Annotated in this window: 17 protein-coding genes and 1 pseudogene; 6 read left to right on the top strand and 12 right to left on the bottom strand. The window is 69.8% G+C overall.

What is annotated here, in order from left to right; all coding sequences use genetic code 11:
* Positions 1–14 precede the first annotated feature (14 nt).
* The 4 genes from A6A27_RS39440 to A6A27_RS39425 are packed head-to-tail and all read right to left on the bottom strand — an operon-like array spanning position 15 to position 4,163.
* On the bottom strand, positions 15–1,004 hold the full coding sequence (locus A6A27_RS39440) for an SIS domain-containing protein (protein ID WP_073839769.1): 990 nt from the start codon (positions 1,002–1,004) through the stop codon (positions 15–17).
* A 20-nt stretch (positions 1,005–1,024) separates the two neighbouring features.
* Positions 1,025–1,873, bottom strand: a complete 849-nt coding sequence (locus A6A27_RS39435; RefSeq protein WP_073839768.1) for a carbohydrate ABC transporter permease — start codon at positions 1,871–1,873, stop codon at positions 1,025–1,027.
* Positions 1,870–2,847, bottom strand: a complete 978-nt coding sequence (locus A6A27_RS39430; RefSeq protein WP_073839767.1) for a carbohydrate ABC transporter permease — start codon at positions 2,845–2,847, stop codon at positions 1,870–1,872. The genes A6A27_RS39435 and A6A27_RS39430 overlap by 4 nt, the downstream gene beginning before the upstream one ends.
* Entirely contained in the window at positions 2,844–4,163 is a 1,320-nt protein-coding gene (locus A6A27_RS39425; protein WP_143194419.1) for an extracellular solute-binding protein, read from the bottom strand. Before A6A27_RS39425 ends, A6A27_RS39430 begins: the two co-directional genes overlap by 4 nt.
* Before the next feature lie 118 nt (positions 4,164–4,281).
* Between A6A27_RS39425 and A6A27_RS39420 the strand changes: the two genes are divergently transcribed.
* Complete coding sequence (locus A6A27_RS39420) at positions 4,282–5,454, top strand: ROK family transcriptional regulator (RefSeq protein ID WP_073839766.1); 1,173 nt, start codon at positions 4,282–4,284, stop codon at positions 5,452–5,454.
* 100 nt (positions 5,455–5,554) lie between these two features.
* Here A6A27_RS39420 and A6A27_RS39415 read toward each other — a convergent pair whose 3' ends face one another.
* Complete coding sequence (locus A6A27_RS39415) at positions 5,555–6,586, bottom strand: hypothetical protein (RefSeq protein WP_143194418.1); 1,032 nt, start codon at positions 6,584–6,586, stop codon at positions 5,555–5,557.
* A 591-nt stretch (positions 6,587–7,177) separates the two neighbouring features.
* Here A6A27_RS39415 and A6A27_RS39410 point away from each other — a divergent pair.
* Complete coding sequence (locus tag A6A27_RS39410; RefSeq protein WP_073839764.1) at positions 7,178–8,812, top strand: hypothetical protein; 1,635 nt, start codon at positions 7,178–7,180, stop codon at positions 8,810–8,812.
* Here A6A27_RS39410 and A6A27_RS39405 read toward each other — a convergent pair.
* The gene (locus tag A6A27_RS39405; protein ID WP_083673227.1) at positions 8,806–10,140 is read right to left on the bottom strand and encodes an MFS transporter; all 1,335 of its coding nucleotides are present in this window, start codon (positions 10,138–10,140) and stop codon (positions 8,806–8,808) included. The two genes, A6A27_RS39410 and A6A27_RS39405, sit on opposite strands and share 7 nt — an antisense overlap.
* Before the next feature lie 152 nt (positions 10,141–10,292).
* Between A6A27_RS39405 and A6A27_RS39400 the strand changes: the two genes are divergently transcribed.
* Together A6A27_RS39400 and A6A27_RS47895 are read left to right on the top strand one after the other, a co-directional pair.
* A complete protein-coding gene (locus A6A27_RS39400; protein ID WP_158074141.1) occupies positions 10,293–10,664 on the top strand; it encodes a LysE family translocator in 372 nt (123 codons plus the stop codon).
* A 157-nt stretch (positions 10,665–10,821) separates the two neighbouring features.
* Positions 10,822–11,615, top strand: a pseudogene (locus A6A27_RS47895) (S1 family peptidase).
* A 98-nt stretch (positions 11,616–11,713) separates the two neighbouring features.
* On the opposite strand, the gene A6A27_RS39390 reads toward A6A27_RS47895, so the two are convergent.
* Positions 11,714–12,118, bottom strand: coding sequence for a nuclear transport factor 2 family protein (locus tag A6A27_RS39390; RefSeq protein WP_073839762.1), 405 nt, complete (start codon positions 12,116–12,118; stop codon positions 11,714–11,716).
* Positions 12,119–12,199: 81 nt separating this feature from the next.
* Between A6A27_RS39390 and A6A27_RS39385 the strand changes: the two genes are divergently transcribed.
* The gene (locus A6A27_RS39385) at positions 12,200–12,682 is read left to right on the top strand and encodes a MarR family winged helix-turn-helix transcriptional regulator (protein ID WP_073839761.1); all 483 of its coding nucleotides are present in this window, start codon (positions 12,200–12,202) and stop codon (positions 12,680–12,682) included.
* Between the two features lie 57 nt (positions 12,683–12,739).
* On the opposite strand, the gene A6A27_RS39380 is transcribed toward A6A27_RS39385, so the two are convergent.
* The gene (locus A6A27_RS39380; RefSeq protein ID WP_073839760.1) at positions 12,740–13,414 is read right to left on the bottom strand and encodes a DUF305 domain-containing protein; all 675 of its coding nucleotides are present in this window, start codon (positions 13,412–13,414) and stop codon (positions 12,740–12,742) included.
* 272 nt (positions 13,415–13,686) lie between these two features.
* On the bottom strand, positions 13,687–15,384 hold the full coding sequence (locus A6A27_RS39375; RefSeq protein WP_073839759.1) for an LVIVD repeat-containing protein: 1,698 nt from the start codon (positions 15,382–15,384) through the stop codon (positions 13,687–13,689).
* Positions 15,385–16,027: 643 nt separating this feature from the next.
* On the opposite strand from A6A27_RS39375, the gene A6A27_RS39370 reads away from it, so the two are divergent.
* The gene (locus A6A27_RS39370) at positions 16,028–18,673 is read left to right on the top strand and encodes a M36 family metallopeptidase (RefSeq protein ID WP_241825675.1); all 2,646 of its coding nucleotides are present in this window, start codon (positions 16,028–16,030) and stop codon (positions 18,671–18,673) included.
* Positions 18,674–18,748: 75 nt separating this feature from the next.
* Here A6A27_RS39370 and A6A27_RS39365 read toward each other — a convergent pair whose 3' ends face one another.
* The 3 genes from A6A27_RS39365 to A6A27_RS39350 form a co-directional block, all read right to left on the bottom strand.
* On the bottom strand, positions 18,749–19,774 hold the full coding sequence (locus A6A27_RS39365; RefSeq protein WP_073839757.1) for an alpha/beta hydrolase: 1,026 nt from the start codon (positions 19,772–19,774) through the stop codon (positions 18,749–18,751).
* A 228-nt stretch (positions 19,775–20,002) separates the two neighbouring features.
* Positions 20,003–20,446, bottom strand: coding sequence for an MmcQ/YjbR family DNA-binding protein (locus tag A6A27_RS39360; RefSeq protein WP_073839756.1), 444 nt, complete (start codon positions 20,444–20,446; stop codon positions 20,003–20,005).
* Positions 20,447–20,969: 523 nt separating this feature from the next.
* Positions 20,970–21,512, bottom strand: a complete 543-nt coding sequence (locus A6A27_RS39350) for a dihydrofolate reductase family protein (RefSeq protein ID WP_073839754.1) — start codon at positions 21,510–21,512, stop codon at positions 20,970–20,972.
* Positions 21,513–21,782 lie beyond the last annotated feature (270 nt).

Raw genomic sequence — 21,782 nt, 5'->3', positions numbered from 1 at the left:
TCCCCCGCTTTACTTCACCCAGCCGGAAGCTTCGTGTCGGCCGGCATGTAACGCGGCTCGACCGGCCGGCCGGCCCGCTGTGCCAGGACGTGCGCGGCGAGCTGCACCAGCAGGATGTCGAGTACGCAGCCGCCGAGACCGGCCAGCCGCGGCAGCCGCACCACCAGCAGGCCGTCCTGCGCGGGCAGGTCGACGTCGGCGTCGGTGACCACGACGACCTGCGCGCCGTAACCGGCGAGGTCGACGGCGAGGGAGAGCTCGCGGCCCGCGCCGAACAGCAGCACCGCCCGGCCCGGCCCGGCGGCCTCCAGCGGACCGTGCAGGTATTCGCGAGTGGTGAAGCCGGCGGTGGGCAGGTGGGCGGCCTCCCGCAGGAGCAGGGCGGCGGCACCGGCCGTCGCCACGCGTACCCCGCAGGCCACGACGTCGACGCAGCCGGCGTCGGCCAACGCGGACGCCAGCGGCTCGGGGTCGAAGTCGAGCACCTCCGCGGCCAGGCCCGGCAGCCGGTCCCAGTCCGTCCGGGAGCCGCCGCTGATCCGCTCGGCGAGCAGGCCGAGCGCCTGCAGGGTCGCCGTGTAGCTGAGCGTCGACACTGCGCTGTCCTCGGTGCAGCCGAGGGCTACGACGGTGTCGGCGATCGCGCCGAGCGGGCTGTCCGGCCGATTGGTCAGGGCGAGCCGGGCGGCGGGCCCGGCCGGCACGGCGGCGAGCGCCGCCACCGTCTCCCGGCTCCGCCCCGACTGGCTGACGCCCAGGAAGGTGGCGGCGAACCCGGGCGGTATCCCGTCGCGCAGGTCGGCGGCGCTCGCCGAGGTCGCCGGCAGGCCGGCGGCGCGCAGGGCGGCGGCGAAACCGGCGGCGGCGTGGGCACTGGCGCCCATCCCGAAGGCCACCAGGTTGCCCCACCGGGACGCCGCGGCGGCCTGGGCGCCCGCCGGGCCGGCCAGCGCCGCCCGCACCGCCGCCGCCGACCGTCGCAGGTTCTCCGGCTGCGCCCGCACGCCGTCAAGGTAGGGGAGGGTCAACCCTTCACCGCCCCGGAGGCCAGGCCACCGATGAGGTAACGCTGGAACACCACCGCCAGCACCACCGGCGGCAACGCGGCGAGTACGCCGCCGGCGGCGATGAGGCCGAAGTCCACGGCGTTGCGCCCGGTGAACTCGGCGATCGCCACCGGGACCGTCTTGGCCTGGCTGGTCGAGGTGAAGATCAGCGAGTAGAGGAACTCGTCCCAGCACAACAGGAACGCGTACAGGGCGGTCGCCAGGATGCCGGGCTTGGACAGCGGCAGCATCACCCGGACGAGGGCGCCGAGGCGGCTGCAACCGTCGACCCGGGCCGCCTCCTCGAGCTCCACCGGCAGCGAACCGAAGAAGGTGCTCATGTTCCACAGGGCGAACGGGGTGGCCAGGGAGCAGTAGACGACGATCAGCCCGGTGCGCGTGTCGAGCAGCCCGAAGCGCGACATGAGCAGGTACAGCGGGATGATCAGCGCGATCGGCGGCAGCATGTAGGTGACCAGGAACGACAGCAGCGTCGTGCGGCGCAGCGGGAACCGCAGCCGGGCCAGGGCGTAGCCGCCCAGCACCCCGACGACGAGCGAGATGACGACCGTGCCGCCCGCCACCAGGAAGCTGTTGACCATCGCGCTGCGGAACGCCGCGCCGGCGCCGGTGCCGCCACCGGCGAAGATCTCCCGGTAGCGGTCGAGGGTGACGTGTTCGGGCAGCCAGCGCATCGGCCGGGAGACCAGGTCGGTCTGGCCGACGAACGAGGAGTAGAGCAGCCAGGCGAACGGCGCGAGGATCACCACGGACGTGGCGAGCGCGGCCAGGTGGATGAAGACGCGGTAGCGCAGGCTCGCTCTCACGGTGACATCAGCTCGCTCTGGCGTAGCAGCCGCAGGTAGAGCAGGGCCAGCAGGAGAATCGCGACGACGGTCAGGTACGCCAGCGACGCACCCGAGCTGAACCGCTGCGCGGAGAACGCCTGAAGGTAGGTGAAGAACGTGATCGTCTGCGTGCCGCTCGCGGGCCCGCCGCCGGTCATCACGTAGACGATGTCGAAGACCTTGAACGCCTCGATGGTGCGCAGCACCAGCACCAGGGCGATGTTCGGCACCAGCAGCGGCAGCGTGATCCGGAAGAAGGCGCGGATCGGACCGGCGCCGTCGACCCGCGCCGCCTCGTAGAGCCCGCGGGGGATCGTCTGCAACCCGGCCAGCAGGAAGAACGCCACCAGGGAGGTGTTCTTCCAGACATCGGCCACGACCACCATGTTGAGGGCGAGGAACGGGTCGTTGCCGAGCCACGACCGGTAATCGCCCTGCAGGTGCAGCTGGGTGAGCAGCGCGTTGGCCACGCCGTACTGGGCGTTGAGGATCCACCGCCACATCGCGCCGTTGACGATGGTCGGCAGCGCCCAGGGCAGGATCACGATCGCGCGGAACAGCCAGCGCAGCCGGATCGGCGCGGCGAGCAGCTGGGCCAGCCCGAGCCCGAGGACCAGCTCGAGCGCGGTGGAGACGAGGGTGAAGTAGGTGGTATGTCCGACCGCCGCCCACAGGCGGTCGTCGGCCAGGATCTCGGTGTAGTTGCGTAGGCCGACGAACGGATACCGGCCGGGGAACGGGCTGTCGACGTCGTAGAACGAGATGACCAGGGCGCGTCCGGCCGGGTACAGGACCACGCCGAAGACGACGAGCGCCGCGGGTAGGAGCAGGAGCAGCGCCAGTCGGGTCTGGCCGCCGCCGGCGCGCCGCGCGAACGGCCTCCGGCGCGCCGGCCGGGCTGGCCGGGTGGCCGGTGGCGTGGGTGCCGGGCGCGCCGGTGGCGCGGCGCTCATGCGAGCAAGGTACGGGCTTGTTCGGCGGCGTCGTCCAGGGCCTTCTTCGGCGGCTTTCGGTTGAGCAGGGCGTTCTGCAGTTCGGCCTGCAGGATCTGGCTGATCTCGTTGTAGCGGGGCACCTGGGGTCGGGCGATGAGGTTGGCGAGCTGTTTCTTGGCCACCGGTACGACCTGCGGCAGGGTGGACGCCACGGTCGGGTCGTCGTACGACTTCGTCCAGCAGGGCAATGAGCTCTTGGCGTACTTGTCCTGCACCCCGGCGCTGGTGATGTAGCTGATGTACGTCCAGGCCGCCTTCTGGTTCCTGCTGCCGGAGCTGACCGACAGGGCCATCGAGCCGTTGACGCCCGGGGCGCTGGCCGGCCCCGACGGGGTGGTCGCCACACCGACCTTGCCGGAGATCTTCGACTGCTGGGGGTCGTTGGCAGCGTTGAACATGTAGGTCCAGTTGAGCGCCATGGCCGCCTGGCCGTCGGAGAAGATCTTGCGGACGTCCTCCTCCAGCGACTCGACCGAGTTGGGGTTGGTGAGCTTCGTGTCGAGGGTCCGCTTCATGAACTCCAGCGCCTGCAGGCCGCCGCCAGTGTTGAAAGCGATCGACTTTCCGTCGTCGGACAGGAACTTGCCGCCGAAGGCGCCCACGAGCTGGGTGTAGTCGCAGACCAGCGCCTCGGCCTGCTTCCAGCTCCAGATCAGCGGATGGTCGACGATCTTCTTGGCCTTGAGGGTCTGGGCGGCGGTGAGGACTCCGTCCCAGGTGGACAGGCTGGCCGGGTCGACGCCGGCCCTGCTGAGCATGTCGGTGTTGTAGAAGAAGTACTTCGTGTCGAGGATCCACGGCACACCGTAGTAGCGGTCGCGGTAGGCGGCCGTGGCGAGCGCGCCGCCGAGCATGTCGCTCTTCCACTCCGCCGGGAACTGGTCGGTCACGTCGGTGACGATGCGTTTGCTGCCGAACTCGGCCGGCCAGATCACGTCGATCAGCACCACGTCGAAGGTGCTGGCGGGGGCCGCCGCGACGATCTTGTCGTGCAGCGCCTCGTAGGCCACGAAGGACGGCTCGACCTTGATCTTCGGATACTTCTTCTGGAACTCGTCGGTCATCGCGCGGATGTCGTCTTCGGAGTAGCCGGCCTGCTTCATGAACAGGGCCTTGATCTGACCTTCGCCGTTGCCTGCCGCGCCGCTGTCAGCGCCGGTGCCGGTGTCGCTGCCTCCGCCCACGTCGCAGGCAGCGAGAAGGAGGCCCGCGCCGGTGACAGCCGTTAATTGGAGAAGTCTTCGCCTGGACAGCTCGCTCATGTTCTCCGACATGATCGCCCTCCTGGGGCATTAGGTAGGCTGCTTAACAAAAACTTGTACTCGGTTCGCGATCACCGGTCAAGACCGACGTCGCAGCATCCGGGTCAACCGGCGAAGGGGTGGTTTCCCGTTGGTCTCCGTCGACCCGTCCGGCCGGGCGGTACTGGCCGCGCTGCTCGACAGTGTGCCGATGACCCGGCCGGAACTCGCCCGCCTGACCAGCCTGTCCCGGCCCACCATCTCCGAGGTGGTCCGTCGGCTCGTCGACAGTGGCCTGATCGTCGACGCCGGCGTGCGGCGCGGCCGACCCGGCCGGGTGCCGACCTACTACCGGCTGGCGCCGACCGCCGGATACGTGGTGGCGGTCGACGTCGGTGGGGACAACCTCCGCGTCGCGGCGGCGGACATGAGCGGGACGCTCTGCTACGAACAGCGGCAGCCGACCCGAGCCACCGGGGCGAGCCGGGTCGCCGCGAAGGTGGCCCGGATGATCGGATCCGCGACGGAGGCGGTAGGCGACCAGCTCGGACCGCTTCGCCGGGTCGGTGTGTCGGCACCCGGGGTCATCCACGCCGACGGCCGCACCATGTCGGTCGCCCGCAACCTCGGTGAGGAGGGCTCCTTCGACCTGATCACACCGATCGAGGCGCGCGTCGACGCGCCCGTCGTCCTGGAGAACAACGTCAACCTCGCCGCGCTCGGCGAGCGCTGGCGAGGGCACGCCCGCGACGTCGCCACGTTCGCGTTCCTGGCCGTCGGCGCCGGCATCGGCATGGGGCTGGTCCACAACGGTGAACTGGTCCGCGGGGCGCACGGCGCCGCCGGTGAGGTGGCCTACCTGCCGCTGCCGGGCTCCGTCCCGCCCGAGCAGCGGGGCGGCCGGGGCAGGGAGCAGCTGGCGGGCGAGGCCGGGGCGTACGGTGTGCTAGCGGCACTGGACGCCCGCCCGACCTGGCCGGGCAAGCGGCCGACCACGGTCGAGGAGCTGTTCGCCCAGGCCGCCACGGGAGTGCCCGCCGCGCGGGACCTGGTGGAGGCGGAGGCCCGGCAACTCGGCCTCACGATCGCCAGCGCCTGCGCAGTCTTCGACCCCGAACTCGTCGTACTCGGCGGGGGTGTGGGCCGCAACCCGCTGCTGCTGCCGACGGTCCGGGAAACCGTCAACGCGTACGCGCCGTTCCCGCCGCGGATCGAGATCAGCGCGCTAGGCGAGGCGGCATCGCTCACCGGGGCACTGTTCGTCGCGCTGGAGGCCGCGCGTGCCGAACTGCTGCGCACCGTCAGCGGCGCCGACGGTAGCTGACCGGCCGCCTCGGCGTATCCGGTGGCGGGACCGGCCACCGAATACGCCGGGATCGCGGGCCTGCGCGGTCGTCAGCCGCTGCGGCGCACGCGGCGGAGCCTCAGGCGCAGCTGCCGCCGACGACGAACCAGCAGGCCGTGTGGGGTGAGGTCTTGAAGAAACGCAGCAGCAGGCTCCCCACCTTCTGCCGCCCCGAGTTGGACGGATGCGTACCGTCCGAGCCGAAGTCCGACCGGTCCCAGACGAGCCCGTCGGAGCGGGGCTGCAGGCCGTTGGCCCAGAGGTAGGGGCCCCAGGTCGCCCACGCGGTGGTGTTGTTGTAGTCCAGGTTGCCGGCCCGAGGATCGGTGCCACCGCCCGACATCTGAGTGATCTGCGCCTGGATCACCCACTTGACGCCGAAGCCCGTCTCGTAGGCGTACGGCTCCGGGTTCAGGCTGGTGGTGGCGTAGCCGCCGTAGATCCGGCTGGAGAAGAAGACCTGCTGCAGATTGGGATAGCGCTTCTTCAACGCCCGGAGGATGTTGCCCTGCTGGGTCACGAGTTGGTAGGCGTCGGCGTTGGTCGCGGGCAGGGACACCGACGGGTTGGCGTTGGCGACCTTGACCCAGGCGACCTGGACCTGCCGCTCGGTCAGGCCGAGGGGCGCCAGTCTCGTGTCCCGGACCCGGTCGTAGTTGGCGTCGGCCGGCGCGTCCCAGGTGCCGGCGGTCTGGCCGCCCGCGGCGCCGTCGACAATGACCAGCTTGTCGTGGTTGACCTGCGGGTCCGCGGCAGCCTGACCGATGAACGAGTACGACGCGCACTTCCCGCTGCCGTCTCCCGAGCAGAACTCCTGGGTGGTGTTGGACATGCCGATGGACAGCAGGACGTACTTGCCGTTCGGGCTTGGCGCGCCGGTGGTGTCGAGCGGACGTACGCGCAGGGCTCGGGTGACTCCGGCCGTGCGGTGAGCGTCCGGCATGGTGTTCCGGCCCGCCGGATACAGGCCGCCCTGGAAGCCGAGGTAGCTGCCGGTGCCGAGGTCGTTGATGGGCTGGACCGCTGCGGCGACCGCATCGGGCATGCCGACGACGGTGGCCATCACGAAGGCGGCCAGCATCGCCAGAAGTCGCCGAACATTGATAATCATGACGATCAACCTAGGAAAGAAAGCGATGACCGTCAATTGTTGTCGCGCCGGCTGTTCCTGGACTGACGGTTCCCTGAGCTCCGCGGCGGGGTCTGGCCTGCTGGTTCGCTGCGCCGCGGTGTTCGTCCTGGTGGGCCTCCTGCAGGGCGGTGAGCATCAGGCCGACCAGCAGGTGGCGGGCAGCGACCATTGTCGCCGGAATCCCGCGACCGACTCGCCCGGTAACGGCCAGGCACTTCACCGCAGTCCGGTTCGTGGTGGCCGCCGCTCCCGCGCCCGAGTCGGGGGATTCATCCTGCTCGCCGATGTTCCTTCGCTGTTCAGCTGTGGACCAACTGGGATCTGCCGGAGATCATTTCGGATTCCTAGCGTGCCTGGGGCCACCTCTTGCTGAGAAGGAGTCGGTCCATGACATCCCCTATTTCGCGACGCGGCGCCTTGAAACTCGGCGCCGCGATCGGGATCGGCACGGCAGTCGGTCCGGTCCCCGCTGCCGTGGCACACAGCACGCTCCCCGCCGCTCCTCGTGGCACACGTGCCGTGAGCATGGCGATGCACATCCATTCCGCCTTCAGTGAGGGAACGGCGAGCATGGATGCCCACCTCCAGCAGGCGACCGAACACGGCGTCGACGTCATCTGGTGGACGGACCACGACTTCCGGATGCAGGCACACGGCTACCGCCAGGCCGTCCGCTTCGAGGGCCTCAGCGAGCCGGAGAACGGGAAATCGTGGACGTGGAACAAGATTGTCGAAGGCAAGCCCGACCTCGCGGTGGGCACCTTCGTCAACGAACCGCATTCGCCGGACGAGCCCGGGAAGGCCATGCGCCTTCAGGCGCAGGCCCCGGGATCGGCCTGGGGAGCCCTGCTCTACGAGGGCGTCGCCTGGAACAGCACATACACCACCAGCCTGGCGGCCACCATTCTTGAGCTCGACGTCCTCGCCGAGAACCTCGGTCCGGACGCCGAACTGCTGGTCAGGGTGCTCTCCTCCTACCGGCCGGCCACGGCGGGGCGCCGGGCGGGGCGCTACACGCTGGAGTACCGCATCGGCCAGGCAGCGGGGCGGTGGACCGAGAACGACGGCCTCCTCGGCGTCGTCGGCCTGCAGGTCACGCCCGGTACGTGGCAGCGGCTCCGCCTCGACCTGGAGTCCGACGTCGCCGCCCTGTGGCCCGACGTCGTCGCCGCCGACAGCGGCATCCACCGGCTGCGCGTCGGCATCCGATCGCGGAACGGGGCCCTCGCCTCGGGCGTGGTCGACCGGCTGCGCTTCCTGCGTACCCGCCGCGACGGTGACGAGTCGGTGGTGCTGCAGGACGAGATGATGCGCGAGTACGAGCGCCGCTACCCCGCCGTCCGCCAGTTCCACGGGACCGAGATCTCGCTGGTGCGCCACCTGAACGCCTTCGGCGGGAACTTCACCCTTCCCGACTACGGGGACGCGCCGCCGAACAAGGTCACCACCGTCGAAGCCGCCCTGGCCATGGTCGACTTCGTCCACGCGAACAAGGGCCTGGTGGCCTTCAACCACCCGCTCGAGGACGCCCCGTCAGGGCCGGAACTCGCCCGCCTGCTCATCGAGACGAACGCGCTCGGCGCCGACCTGATCGAGGTGGGCAGCAAGGAAGACTTCGAGGAGTCCGTCTTCGCGTACGACGCGGCGGCGCGCAACGCGGTGTTCGTGACCGCGACTGGCGTCAGCGATGACCACGGCGGCTCGGACTGGGTCAACCAGAAGCAGCGCTGGATCACCTCGGTGTGGGCCGACTCCACCGACGAGGCCGACCTGTTCGCGGGCCTGCGCGCCGGGCGCGCCTGGTTCTGGGATCCCCAACAGTGGCGCGGCCAGCTGGACATCCTGGTCCGCGGCACCGTCCCGATGGGCGGCGTGCTGGTGACACCGGCCGCCCAGGCACCGGTGACGATCTCGGTCACGCAGCTTCCCGACGCGGCAACGGTGCACCTCGTCACCGGCGCGGTCGACTTTGCCGGCCTGTCCGACCCCGCTCCCGCCACCAGCTCTCGGCAGATCACCGTCGATCCGAATGAGGGGCGGGCGCACCTGGTGCTCCCGACCCGGACGGGCTACTACCTGCGGGTGGAGGTCAGGAACGCCGACGGCGACGTGATCGGCTTCTCGAATCCGGTGTGGATCCTCAAGGACGAACCACGCCACGGCATCCCCGCCGAGCGTCGGGGCACTTACGGCTGGGCTCAGTAGCGGGTCTCCGCGCCCCGGGTGGCGCCGCCGTCACGAGCGGCGCCACCGGGGGAGCCTGCCGAGGGCGGATCGCCGCCAGGTGGGTGCGGTTTGCGGGCCAGGATGGTGAGCCCCGCGGCGACGACGCCGAGGACGATGGTCGCCACGGCGCACAGGAGCAGTGCCTGCCGGGCTCCGACGGCGGCCGTCAGCGGGCCGCCGAGCATGGTGCCCAGCGGCACCGCCAGGACGGTGACGGCGCCGTTGGCCGCCAGGACCTGAGGGAGTGTGGTCGTGGTGGTGCTGCGCTGGAACAGCGCCATCGACGTGGACCGGTACGGAGCCCAGACCAGGCCGGCGAGGGCGAAGGCCGGAAGCGACAGGCCGATCGGTGCGTTCAGGCCGAGGGGCAGCATGGCGGCGCCGAACCCGATGACGATGCCGACCGTGGTGGGCCACAACGACCAGCGGTGCAGGTACCCGGTGGCGAGCCCGCCGACGAGGGCGCCGACCCCGAACGCGGTGTAGTAGATGCCGAGCGTCGGTGCGGTGGCGTGCAGATCCTCCACGACATGGATCGGCATGGCCACGTAGAACGGCCCGAAGAGGAAGAAGAACCCGAAGGTCAGGGCCAGCAGGCCGAGCAGCGCTGGGTCGTGGCGGATGACGGCGAAGCCGGCGGTGCGGGAGGAGCCGCGGTCTGCCGGAGCCGTCCGGCCGGTGGCCGGAATCGCGAGGCGGTACGTGAGGGCCAGGACGGCGAAGCTGACCGCGTCGATGGCGATGACCCACACTGGGTCGGCCCAACTGATGAGGATGGCCGCCAGTGGCGGCCCGGTGATGGTGGCGACCTGGCCGATGATCGAGAGCACCGCGTTGGCGGGCAGGTGGTGCCGTCGGGGGAGCAGTTCGGCGATCAAGGTGAAGCGCCCGGCGGAGCCCCGCGAGTGCAGCAACGACGACGCGGCGAGCAGCATCACGTACCACCCGATGCTGAGCACCCCGAACAGGTGGGCGGCGGGGATGGCCGCGAGTGCGGCGGCGCGCAGGATCGCGTCCCAGCCGGCGAGCTGGGCACCGTTTCGGCCGCTCAGCAGCCGGCCGAAGATCACGGTTCCGGCCGCGCTGGGCAGGGTGTAGGCCGCCACCGCGACCGCTACCCAGGTCCCGCGCTGCCCGTGTGGCGCGAGCTGGATCGCCAGCCAGGTCACCGCGATCAACGACATGCCGTCGCCGAGGGCGGACACCGCCAGTCCGGGCAGGACGCGGCGCAGCAGGGGATGGCTGAGTACCGGCCAGTACGGCGAGGACCGGAGGAGCCGGGGCGGCGGCACGGTGTCGGGCGGCATGTCGCTACCTGACCCGATGCAGGACCCTCGTGCCAACGAAATCGGCTATGGGCAGAAGGCCGGGTGCCCCCGAGGCCGGCGCGGATCAGTCGGCCACCGGGTGTGCTGCCCACGTTCTGGCGAGCTCTGCGCTGACCTCGGTCAGCAGGGTGGTGAGACGTGCCGCTAGCGGGGCCAGGGTGGTGTCGGCCGCGGTGCCGAAGGCGACGGCGACTCGGCGGTCCGGGGAGGGCGGGCGCGCCTTTGTCGTCGGCGTGGCGACCAGCCTCGGGAATCCCAAGGCGGGTGTCTTCGCGGTGTCGCTGCTGCCGCAGTTCGTCGGCCCTCGGGGCCCGGTGCTCGCATCCTGCATCGCCCTCGGCTTGGTGTGGGCGGCGGTGTCGGGTGCCTGGTTCTGCGGCTTCGTGTGGGCCATCGACAAGGGGCGCTCTCGGATGACCAGGCCGCAGTTCCGGCGCGTGATGCAGGCCGTCACCGGGGTGACGTTGTTGTGCCTCGGGGTGGCCGTCGCAGCCGGTGCCTGACCCGTCGACCGGACGGCGCCGGGGTGGATCTGGTGTCCATAACGCGCGGATACGACCCAGAGGGTATGTCGCGGCCTATCCATTGATCTCAATATGATGTCCGCAATCTCGAATCAGGTGCGCTCACGAGGCGTGCCGTCCTGATGCGGAGTCATAAATGGTTCGCTGGCGTACCCTCACCGGCCTGCTGGCCGCCGCGCTCGCCGCGGTGACCGCAGGCAGCCTCACTCTCGCGGCACCCGCCGCCGCGTCCGACGGTACCGTCTCGCCGTACGTCGTCGGCGGCACCCGGGCCGCCCAGGGCGAGTTCCCGTTCATGGTGCGGCTCTCGATGGGCTGCGGCGGCGCCCTCTACAGTCCGCGGCTGGTGCTCACCGCCGCGCACTGCGTTGGTGCCACGGGCACCAACACCAGCATCACCGCGACCCTCGGCGTGGTTGACCTCCAGTCGTCCAGCCGGATCACCGTGAAGTCGAACTACGTCTACCGCGCCCCGGGCTACAACGGCAACGGTAAGGACTGGGCCCTGATCCGACTGGCCACGCCGGTGACCTCGCTGAGCACGCTGAAGATCGCCAACACCACCGCGTACGACAACGGCACCTTCACGGTCGCCGGCTGGGGCCCCCGTACGAGGGCGGTCCGCAGCAGCGGTACCTGCTCAAGGCGACGGTCCCGTTCGTCAGCGACTCCACCTGCAACTCCTACTACGGCGGTCAGATCATCACCGCCGAGGAGATCTGCGCCGGCTATGCCAGCGGCGGTGTGGACACCTGTCAGGGTGACTCGGGCGGCCCGATGTTCCGCCGCGACGCCAGCAACGCCTGGATCCAGGTCGGCATCGTCAGCTGGGGCAACGGCTGCGCCCGGCCCAACTACCCGGGTGTCTATACCCAGGTGAGCTACTTCGCCTCGGCGATCGCATCGGCCGCCGCGAGCCTCGGCGGTTGACCGTACGACCCGATCGGGCGGCCCGGCTGGTGACCAGCCGGGCCGCCTTCATTTGGCGCGGTGAACCGGTCGGCAGGCGGCAGGGTGGGCTCGGGCGGCTATGCCGAGACGCGTTGCCAGAGCGGGGAGATCTCAGCGTGCGCGAAGCGCCAGCCGGCCGGTGTCCGTACGGCGGTGTAACGGGCTCGGATGCCGGCTGTCCGGTGCGGCGCCTCGCCCCGGTGGAAGAAGTACACGAGCTGATGGGTGCTGACCCCGGCGCGGTCGCCGTCGAGGTCGACCACCACGTCGGTGTTGAGGTGCTGGGTCGACTCCTGCTCCGGGCTGGTTCGCCGCACAACGTCGACGATCTCGTCGACGCCGCGCAGGACGCCGCGCGGGCTGCTGGTCTCGGCGTTCGGGGCGTAGACGGTCCGTAGGTCGTCGAAGCGCCGCTCGTCGAGTGCCCGCGCGAGCCGGGCGACCAGTTCGGCGATCTCGGCGCGGTCGGCCACAGATGACATGTCGGTCCTCCATATCGTTGGCGACACCAACGATAAGCCGAAACGTTGGCGCAGCCAACGTTTCCGTTACCATGGTCACCCGTGGAATCAGCGCCGAGTCGTCTCGCCACCAAGGCGAGCTGGTTGATCAGTCAGACCGCCGTACACGCCCGGCGGCTCGTTTCCGAGGCGTTCGCCGTCTCCAGCGCGCGCGGTTATCACTACCGGGTGCTCGCGGCGTTACAGGAGTTCGGTCCGGCAAGCCAGGCGGAGTTGGGGCGGCGCGGCCGCATGGACCGCAGCGACGTCGTCGCGGCCGTGACGGAGCTGGCGAGGGAGGGCTTCGTCGAACGCAGCGCAGACCCGGCGGACCGGCGACGCAACACCGTCACGATCACCACGGCGGGCATCCAACAGCTTCAGCGGCTGGACCGCGCGCTCGACACCGCGCAGGACGAGCTTCTCGCCCCGCTGTCGGTCGCCGAACGGCGGGCCCTGGTCGCGCTGCTCGGAAAGGTGCTCGAACACCACGGCGGAGTCCCGACCTCGAGGTCAGTTGCGGACCGACCTCCCAACAGGTCCTGACGCCGGGTGGCGACCAGGGGCAGCCGGCGGATGCCCGCCAGCCAGGTCGCCGGGATCTCAGCCCATCTTGGCGAGCATCTCCTGCATCCGCTGGATCTCGATGCTCTGGTCGGCGTTGACCTCACGGGCGAACTGGTCGCTCGCCGGCTCGAGCCCACCGCCGGTCGCGTAGAGCTCCTCCACCATCGCCAACGCGCCCTGGTGGTGGCGGATCATGAACGTGAGGAAGAGTCGGTCGAACTCCGCGCCGCGTGCCTGCTTGAGCTGGTCGAGCTGCTCGGCGGTGAGCATTCCCGGCATGAGCTTGTCGTGCCCGGCGTGGCCTCCGTTCGGCCCCGTGCTCGGCACGTTCCGCTCCGTGAGCCACCGCTGCATCCGCGCGATCTCGTCCGTCTGCGACACGTCGATCCGCTTGGCGAGCAGGGTCACGTCCGGGTTGGTGGTGCGTCCCTGCAGAAGCGCGGTCATCTCCAGGGCCTGTGCGTGGTGCGGGATCATCCCCTGGATGAAGAGGCTGTCCGCCGCGGTGAAGCCCGGCGGCGAGACCTGCGACAGGTCGGTCCCGGACAGCGACTTGCCCGGTTGGCCCGGTGCCCCCGGCTGCACCACGTGCGCGCTCGGCGGGCGGTACCCGGGATCGTCGCCGTTCGCCCACAGGGCGACACCCACCCCCGAGCCGACGACGACCGTGGCGACCACGGCGGAGATGACCACGCGACGAGAGAGGTGCATGATTCACGTACCAATCCGGGCTTGAGCTGCGCATTAGTGAAGGCCATGGTGCCTCATGTCCGTCGCCCTCACCAGGTCACGAAACGGCTACCTGTACCAAGGGCCGATCATTGCGAGTGACGCGGGGAGGCGCTTTCCACGGCCGGGGGTGGGTCGAGGCATCGGAGCTGGGATGGCTGGTGTGCGCCTCCAGCGTGCCGTCGATGCACGACCGGTGAAGGGCACCTCGGCTCGAAGGCTTCGAGCCGAGGTGCCCTTCGGTCAGGGGCCGGTCAGAGCGAGCCCGCCAGGTCCAGGATCGCCTGCTTCAGCTTCTGCTGGTCCGAAGCGGTCAGCTTGCCGGCGATCTCCTGCAGCTGGGACACGGCGGCGTCCCGCTGGCCGTTGGCGGAGAACCGCTCGGCCCGCTGGAGGAACATGTCGACCTGGGACTTCAGCGGGTTACCGAGGGCCTCGGCACGGACGAGCTGGTCGTAGTGCGCGCGGGCAACCGCGAAGCTCGGCGTCCAGCTGACCTTCGGCTGGCCCTGGGCGTTGAACTGGCCGAGCTGCACCTCGGAGGCCGCCTGGATCTCCGCCTTCGACAGGTGCTGGCTGGGGGTCAGCTTGAACGCGTCGAAGCCACGGGCGATCTCGTTGCCGTAGAGGTTGCCGTTGTACCAGTACGCCGACCAGAACCCACCGAGCACGAGCGAGTTCGGGTTGACCGGACCCCGGTCGAAGAACGCGATCTCGCGCGGGTTCTTCGAGTCGGTGAAGTCGAACACCGAGATGCCGCCCTGGTACCAGGCCTGCATCATGATGTCGCGACCCGGCACCGGGATCAGCGACCCGTTGTGCGCGACGCAGTTCTCCTGCAGCGTCTGCGGAACCGGCAGCTTGTAGTAGCTGGCGAACTTCATCTTCTTGTCGACGATGTCGAAGATGGCGTTGGCGCCCCACTCCGGCAGGTCGGTGTCGCGGCAGCGGGCACCGCTACCGCCACCCCACTCGTCGGTGAAGATGACCTTGGTGCCGTCGTTGTTGAACGTCGCCGAGTGCCAGTACGCGAAGTTCGGGTCGGACACCTCGTCGATCCGGCGGGGGTTCGCCGGGTCCGAGATGTCGATCAGGATGCCGTTGCCCTGGCAGGCGCCGGCGGCCAGCCCGATCTCCGGGTACGCGGTGATGTCGTGGCAGGCGTTGGTGTTCGGCGACGGCGACCAGGTGCTGCCGGACGGGTGCCGAGGCGTCTGCGGCCCGTTCTGCAGGCCGTCGATCCGGCCCGTCTGCGGGTCCTGGAACAGCCGCGGCTGGTTCACGACGGCGGCCTGCTGAGGCGCCGCGAGCGGCACCTTGATGACGTCGATCCGCCACCGCGACGGGTTCTCACCGTCCGCGGCGTTGTTGTTGCAGCCCTCCATCGTCGTCGCCGGCCGCACCGAGGTGGTGCCGGAGACGTAGATGTAGATGTTGTTGGGGTCCTTGGGGTCGGTCACCACGCTGTGCGTGTGCGAGCCGCGGCAAAGCTGAACCCCCGCGACCTGCACCGGGTTGCGCACGTCGCTGATGTCGAAGATCCGGACGCCCTGGAACCGGGTGCCGACGCTGGCGTTCGTGCCACAGTCGACCCGCCCGCGCGACTCCTCCACCGACATGAAGACCAGGTTGCCGTAGACGGAGAGGTCGCCCTGCCCGCCGGGGCACACCACGCTGGTGACCACGGTCGGGTCGGCGGGCTTGGAGACGTCGATGATGTTGAACCCGTTGTAGTTGCCCGACAACGCGTACTTGCCGCTGAAGGCGAAGTCCGAGTTGTAGAACCCGCCGTTACCCGGGTTCGCCGGGTCGACGAAGCCCGCCGGCTTGTCGCTGTGCCCGACGTGCTCCAGGTTGCTGATCGCCGACTGCGCGTCGAGCCAGCCGGCGCCGAGGCCGACGCGCGGATCGGGCTCCGCTGCCGACGCCGTGCCAGGCACCGAGGCGGCCATGAGCAGCCCCGCGGCCAGGAGGCCGAGCGCCTGCCGGCCTCTGCGTGATCTAGTAGTTGGTTGGTGTGTCATGTGCCGCCTTCCGATCGAAGGACCTGACGCGCGACGTCCAAATGCTGGGAGGACGCGTCGTGTGAGTAAGGACCGTACCGTCGATCGGTCGTTGGTCAAGGAGCCCTCGCGAGGTATGGGCATATTTGCGCCCACGACTTTGAGTCTTTACCTTCGCGTGATCCTGCAGGTCACGACAGGCGTAGGACCCGCCGGTCCAATAATTCGCCACTCGTCGGATGATCGGCCCGTAAAGGGCACCGTAGCGTCGATGCAATTCACCTCGCACGGGTCTGATTACTGAACGTGACCGCCGGGCGAGTGCCGCGGATGGTCGTGGCGGGCCGCCGGGTGGCGGTGGTGGATCGGTGCTCCGTGCTGTCTTTTTCAACCCCCGAAAGGAGCTACGGTGCCTCTGCATTGGCGTCCGTCCCGTGGTCGTCGCAACGCCGCGTTGTTGCTGTCCACGACCCTGGTCGCGGCTACGACGTCGTTGACCGCGGGACCGGCTTGGGCTGAGCCCGATGGGCCTGGTCCGAAGAATCCGATTTTCCTGACCGGCCCGAACGAAGGCGCGGCGAAGGACATCGCCATGTCCTATCTGCGGGCTCATCCCGGTGACTTCGGTGTCGCCGCCGGTGACCTGTCCGACCTCGCGGTGGCGTCGAGCTACACCAGCCGCCACAACGGGGTCACCCACATCAACCTGGCCCAGCGGTACAAGGACCTCGACGTGTTCGGGGCCATGACGACGGTGAACATCGCCCGGGACGGCAGTGTCATCTTCGTCGGTGGCGCTGGCACTCTGGTGTCCGGCCTGTCGGACAAGGCCTCCGGGGCCGCTTCCCTGGACGCGGTCGAGGCCGTGCAGGCCGCCGCCGACGGCCTCGACCTCGCGGACCCGGCCAACCCGAAGGTGATGAGCAGCAGCGGCGGCGCGGCCCAGCCCACCGTCGTGTCCGGCAGCGGCATCTCCGACCAGCCGATCCCGGCCAAGCTGGGGTGGCAGCCGACCGACGACGGGCTGCGCCTGGCCTGGCAGCTGGTCATCGACGACTCCTCCGACGTTCACCTGTGGAACGCCAGCGTCGACGCCCAGACCGGCAAGCTGCTCAACGCCGAGGACTGGACCACCCACGAGGACACGGCGGAGATCGCCAGCAACCTCGGCCGTACCGCGACGTCGGCGCCGCCGCTCAGCGCCGCGAACCCCAGCTCGCCGAACCCCGTCCAGGACGGGTCGAGCTACCGGGTGTTCAACGCGCCCAAGGAGAGCCCGAACGACGGCCCGCGGACCCTGGCGACCAACCCGGCGGACGGGGACGCCTCCCCGTACGGCTGGCACGACACCAACGGCGCCGCCGGCGCCGAGCACACCACCACCCAGGGCAACAACGTCCACGCCTACCAGGACCAGGACAACAACAACGCGCCGGACGTCGGCAGCAGCCCGGACGGCGGGGCGAACCTGACCTTCGACTTCCCGATGGATCTGGGCGGGCACGCGCAGAACTACCGGGACGCGGCGACCGCCAACCTCTTCTACTGGAACAACATCATCCACGACGTCACCCACCGCTACGGCTTCGACGAGGCGTCGGGGAACTTCCAGGACAACAACTACGGCCGGGGCGGCGCGGGCGGCGACTACGTCCGGGCTGAGGCGGCCGACGGCGGCGGCACCAACAACGCGAACTTCTCCACCCCGCCGGTGGACGGCGTTGGCACGCCGCGGATGCAGATGTACCTGTGGCCGGGCACCCAGTTCGGCAGCCCCAACCAGGTCGTCGTGGACGGCGTGGGCTCGTTCGACGCGTCGTGGTCGCGGTTTACGCCGGCGCCCACCAAGGCCGGCCTGGCCGGGCACCAGCTCGTCTACGCCGGCACCGGCTGCACCGCCGCGGCGTACCCCGCCACGCTGCCCTCCGGCGGCTGGATCAGCGTGGTCGACGGCGGCACCACCGCCTGCACCTACCTCCAGCGTGCCCAGGTCGCCCAGGCCGCCGGCGCCAAGGCGCTCGTCGTCGCCCACAACGCGACGGGCTCCGCGCCGGTGCTCACCGGCGCCATGACGACCGCGCCGGTCACCATCCCGGCGGTCGCCGTGACCCAGGCCGACGGCGCCGCCATCAAGGCCGCCATCGCCGCCGGCACCGCCACCGGTTCGGTGCGTATGCACCCGAACCACCCGGGCATCCGGGACGGCGACCTCGACGCCGGTGTCATCATCCACGAGTACACCCACGGCATCTCCAACCGGCTCACCGGTGGCCCGACCGTCAACTGCCTCACCGGCAACGAGCAGATGGGCGAGGGCTGGAGCGACTACGTCGCGCTCACCATGCTGCTCGACCCGAAGTTCGACACGGCCGACGGTCAGCGCGGCATGGGCCCGTACGTGCTGTTCCAGGACGACCGGCACGGCGGCGGCATCCGGCCGCGGCCGTACTCGCGGAACATGGACATCCAGCCGTTCACCTACGACAGCATCAAGACCGGCGGCTGGCTCAACGGCACCTCGCTGGCCGCGCCGCACGGCATCGGCCACGGCTGGACCTCCGTCCTGTGGGACATGACCTGGAACCTGATCGACCGCCACGGCTTCAACCCGAACATCTACGACGGGTGGAACACCGGCGGTAACAACCTGGCGCTGCAGCTGGTCATCGACGGGCTGAAGCTCCAGGGTTGCGGACCGGGCTTCGTGACCGGCCGTAACGCGATCATCGCCGCCGACGCCGCGCTCACCGGCGGGGAGAACGCCTGCATCATCTGGGGCTCCTTCGCCCGCCGTGGCCTCGGCTACAGCGCGGTGCAGGGCACGACCGCCCGGGACGACAACACCGAGGCGTTCGACACCCACCCGTCCTGCCGCGGTGACTTCGTCGGCCGCTCGGCGCAGCCGGCGCTGAACACCGTCATCGCCGGTGACGCGGCACCGATGAAGTTCAAGCTCGCCGCCGACCGCGGCCTGAACATCCTCGCCAGCGGCTCGCCGTACTCGCGGCTGGTCGACTGCGACACCCTCAAGACCGTCAACCCGAGCGGGGCGACCACCCCGCGGCCGACCCCGGTCGCGGCCCGCAACCCCGGCGGATCCTCGCTGTCGGTCAGCACGCCCGGTCAGTACAACTACCCGTGGAAGACCGACCCGTCCTGGGCCGGCACCTGCCGCGAGTTCGTCCTGACCCTCGACAACGGATTCCAGTACCGCGCCTACTTCAAGTTCATCAGCTAGCCGGTAACACCCGCTGAAACCGGAGGGAGCGTTCCGATCGGAACGCTCCCTCCGGCCGTTGCAGGCCGACCGACCTCAGTACTGAGGGGCGTGGGTCATCACGCCGCGCCCCGTCTCCAGCGCGGCGAGCAGCATCGGGAGCGACCGGTGCAGCTCCCGCTGCCAGTACGGCCAGCTGTGGCTGCCGGGACCGTAGAAGTCGGTCGTGACGGAGACACCCTGCTCGCGCAGCTGCTCGACGAAGTCGACGTTCTCCTGGTGGATCAGCGCCTCCAGGCCGTCGGTCCGCCCCGGCGCGTCGAACGGCCCGCCCGCGGTGCCGTCGCCGGTGGCCACGAAAAGCGCCGTGTGCCGCAGCCGCTTGGCCAGGTAGTACGGGTCGTGGTCCTGCCAGATGTCCCGCTGCGCCACCGGGTCGCCCCACAGCGCGTACGGGTCCAGCCCGGTACGCGCGAAGAACGGCAGCCAGGACGACACGTCGCGCAACGGGTGCACGACGCCGCTGAAGGACGCCGCCGCCCGGAACATGCCCGGGTTGCGGGCGGCGTAGGACATCGCCCCGAAGCCGCCCATCGACAGACCCGCCACCACCCGCTTCGGGCCCGCCCCGTAGCCGCGCTCGATGATCTGGCGCACCTCGCTCAGGTGGAACGTCTCCCACGCCGGGGCGCCGCCGTGGCCACCGTTCCACCAGTCGCTGTACCAGCCGGCGGCACCGGCTTCCGGCATCACGACCAGGACGTCCCTGAGCTCGGGGATGCTGGCAACATCCGTGGAGCGGGTCCAGCTGACGTACGAGTCGCAGCAGCCGTGCAAGAGGTAGAGCACAGGCCAGTGGTCCCCGCGCGCCCGTTGCTCCCAGCCATCCGGCGTCAGCAGACGCACGGTGGCGGCCCGGCCGAGCGCCGGCGACTGGATCGTGAGATCGACCAGGCGCGGGCCGACGATCGTCTCCTGCGCCACGTACGCGCCGTCGGAGGCCTGGACGGGGGCGGCGACGCCGGGTGTCGCCGCCGCGACCGCCGGGTTAGTCGACACGGACAGCCCGGCGAACGCGAGCCCGACCGCGACGGCGATGCCGAGAGCCGATGATCTCTTCACTGCTTCTCCTCCTGACCGTGACAGGTCCGCGAACGTTCCTGCTCGATGCGGAACGATCCTGATCGTTGCCTGTCGATGGCATTGGGGCGAAGGACTTTACCGCGGACGAGCGGTCAGGGAGCAGGCGCGAGCGGTGACCGGCCGGTCTCGCGCGACGAGTGGCCCTGGAGCACCCGGGGGAGAGCCGCTCGGGCGTACCCCGGGATGGGTGATCGTCGGGCGCCTCGGTCAGGCGCGAGCGGGTCGGCCGGGAGCCGGCTGTTCGGCCGGAGCGGCCACCTGGGCCATCAGTTTCTTGGGTGCCAGCAGGCAGTAGCTCTCGGTGAGTAACTCGCCGACCTCGTCCCAGTCGGTTGCCTCCTCGACGACCATGCCGAGGACGTCGGCGCCCCAGTCGGGCTTGAAGAACGGGTCGCCCTGGGCGACGAGGGCGTGCACCTCGTCGACCGGCGACCGGAAGGTCAGGACGCAGACGGGCTCGTCGGTGCCGGCCGCTCGGGCGTAGGCCATCTGGTGGTCGGGGTCGACGGTGAGTACGTGGGCGAACGTGCGCTGGCGGATGCGCCAGCGCACGCCCACCCAGGCCGGCTCCTCGTAGGCCTCCGGCAGCGCGAGACAGATGGGCCGCAGCCGGTCGAGGAGTTCGGATGGTACGTCGCCAGGGCTGGTCACGGGAGAAACGGTAACGGCGCCCTCCGACATTTCCCGCCGCAGCCGCCCGACGTCGCTAGTGCGGTGACCACGAAGGTTGGCCGGGTTTGTGACACGCCGGTGGATGTGCCGGGTTCTGGGAGGCGCGGGTTTCACGCTCGTTAGCGATGTGATCGTTGTCGAGGTGGAGGGGCCGGGGTGGCTGAGCCGGTCAGAGCGCGGCGTTGAGTGATGAGGAAGGTCAGCGGCTGGTGCAGATCATGCGGCGGGGCAAGGGCAGCTCGATCCTGGTGCGGCGGGCGATGATGATTCAAGCGTCCCTGATCAGCTTAGCGATCCTGAGTCGGATGGGGTTTCCGGGATCGTTTCCCACCGTGGTGGGGTCGCGTGGGCGTGCAGGTGGAATCCTGCGCCCAAGGCGGCTCCGCGTGGCCGGTGGCCGGTGGTGGGTGTTGTGCTGATCGTGTTCACGCTCTGGTGTCCGTGCGCTGACCGTGCCCGGCGAACGTTCAGGGACATCGCTGTAGCCGTTGGAGGGCTGCGCCTACTTTCGCACGCGGAAGCGGAGCATGGTGACGGCGCCCGACTGGGTATTGCTGAAAGGTTCCAGGTCGATCCTGTCGAGGCCTGGAGGCGAGAAACGGACACCCTCGCCGAGCAGCAGCGGTAGGACATACACCAGGATCTCGTCGACGAGCCCGCGCTGCAGACACTGGGCGGCCACATCGGCACCGAGGATCTCCAGGTTCTTGCCGCCCGCGGCGCTGCGTGCCGTGGCAACGGCTTCCTCAAGTCCACAGGTGAGGAATGTGACGGCAGGGTCCGGCTCGGCGGGAGGATTGTGGGTGAGGACGAACTGTGCTCCCCCGTCGTAGCTGGTGTCCTGGTCGGCCATACGCTTGCCGACCTCGTAAGTACTCCGGCCGATGAGCATGGCGCCCGTGGCCGCCATGACCTCCGGGACCGTATCCGCAGTCATGTACTCGAAGATCCAGTCCATCGCGTGGCCAGGACCGGCGATGAAGCCGTCCAGCGACATCACCCTGTTCACGACCACCTTGCCAGTGACGGTGCCTACATCACTCATACGTTCCTCCAAGGATTTTGGAAACCGGGGCCGGGTCCTAGTTCGGCCCGGCGGGGAGGGCAAGGGCGAGAGTTGCACGCGCATCCGCGGTGGCGCAACGCGAACACACCGGCACCCGGATGTGCTGGCCCGCAGTGTCGCGAACGTGCTCGGGTACCGCGTGAACGACACCGCCGGTGAGGTCGCCCTCGGTCCCGGACTGAGTGACCAAACCCCGGTGATCGTTTGTGGTCAGCGCACTAGTAGTGCTTTGTTATGTTGTGTTGTTGT

It is taken from the genome of Micromonospora sp. CB01531 (assembly GCF_001905095.1).
Taxonomy (GTDB): Bacteria; Actinomycetota; Actinomycetes; order Mycobacteriales; family Micromonosporaceae; genus Micromonospora.
Note: the sequence above shows the minus strand (reverse complement) of the source record. Positions and strands in the feature narration are given on the sequence as shown.

Excerpts from the sequence above, each read along its gene's own strand:
- A6A27_RS39405 (WP_083673227.1), bottom strand. The coding sequence starts at position 10,140 with ATGCCGCCCGACACCGTGCCGCCGCCCCGGCTCCTCCGGTCCTCGCCG.
- A6A27_RS39410 (WP_073839764.1), top strand. The coding sequence starts at position 7,178 with ATGGATGCCCACCTCCAGCAGGCGACCGAACACGGCGTCGACGTCATC.
- A6A27_RS39370 (WP_241825675.1), top strand. The coding sequence starts at position 16,028 with ATGTCCTATCTGCGGGCTCATCCCGGTGACTTCGGTGTCGCCGCCGGT.
- A6A27_RS39425 (WP_143194419.1), bottom strand. The coding sequence starts at position 4,163 with ATGTCGGAGAACATGAGCGAGCTGTCCAGGCGAAGACTTCTCCAATTA.
- A6A27_RS39380 (WP_073839760.1), bottom strand. The coding sequence starts at position 13,414 with ATGCACCTCTCTCGTCGCGTGGTCATCTCCGCCGTGGTCGCCACGGTC.
- A6A27_RS39430 (WP_073839767.1), bottom strand. The coding sequence starts at position 2,847 with ATGAGCGCCGCGCCACCGGCGCGCCCGGCACCCACGCCACCGGCCACC.
- A6A27_RS39415 (WP_143194418.1), bottom strand. The coding sequence starts at position 6,586 with ATGATTATCAATGTTCGGCGACTTCTGGCGATGCTGGCCGCCTTCGTG.
- A6A27_RS39350 (WP_073839754.1), bottom strand. The coding sequence starts at position 21,512 with ATGAGTGATGTAGGCACCGTCACTGGCAAGGTGGTCGTGAACAGGGTG.
- A6A27_RS39375 (WP_073839759.1), bottom strand. The coding sequence starts at position 15,384 with ATGGCCGCCTCGGTGCCTGGCACGGCGTCGGCAGCGGAGCCCGATCCG.
- A6A27_RS39390 (WP_073839762.1), bottom strand. The coding sequence starts at position 12,118 with ATGTCATCTGTGGCCGACCGCGCCGAGATCGCCGAACTGGTCGCCCGG.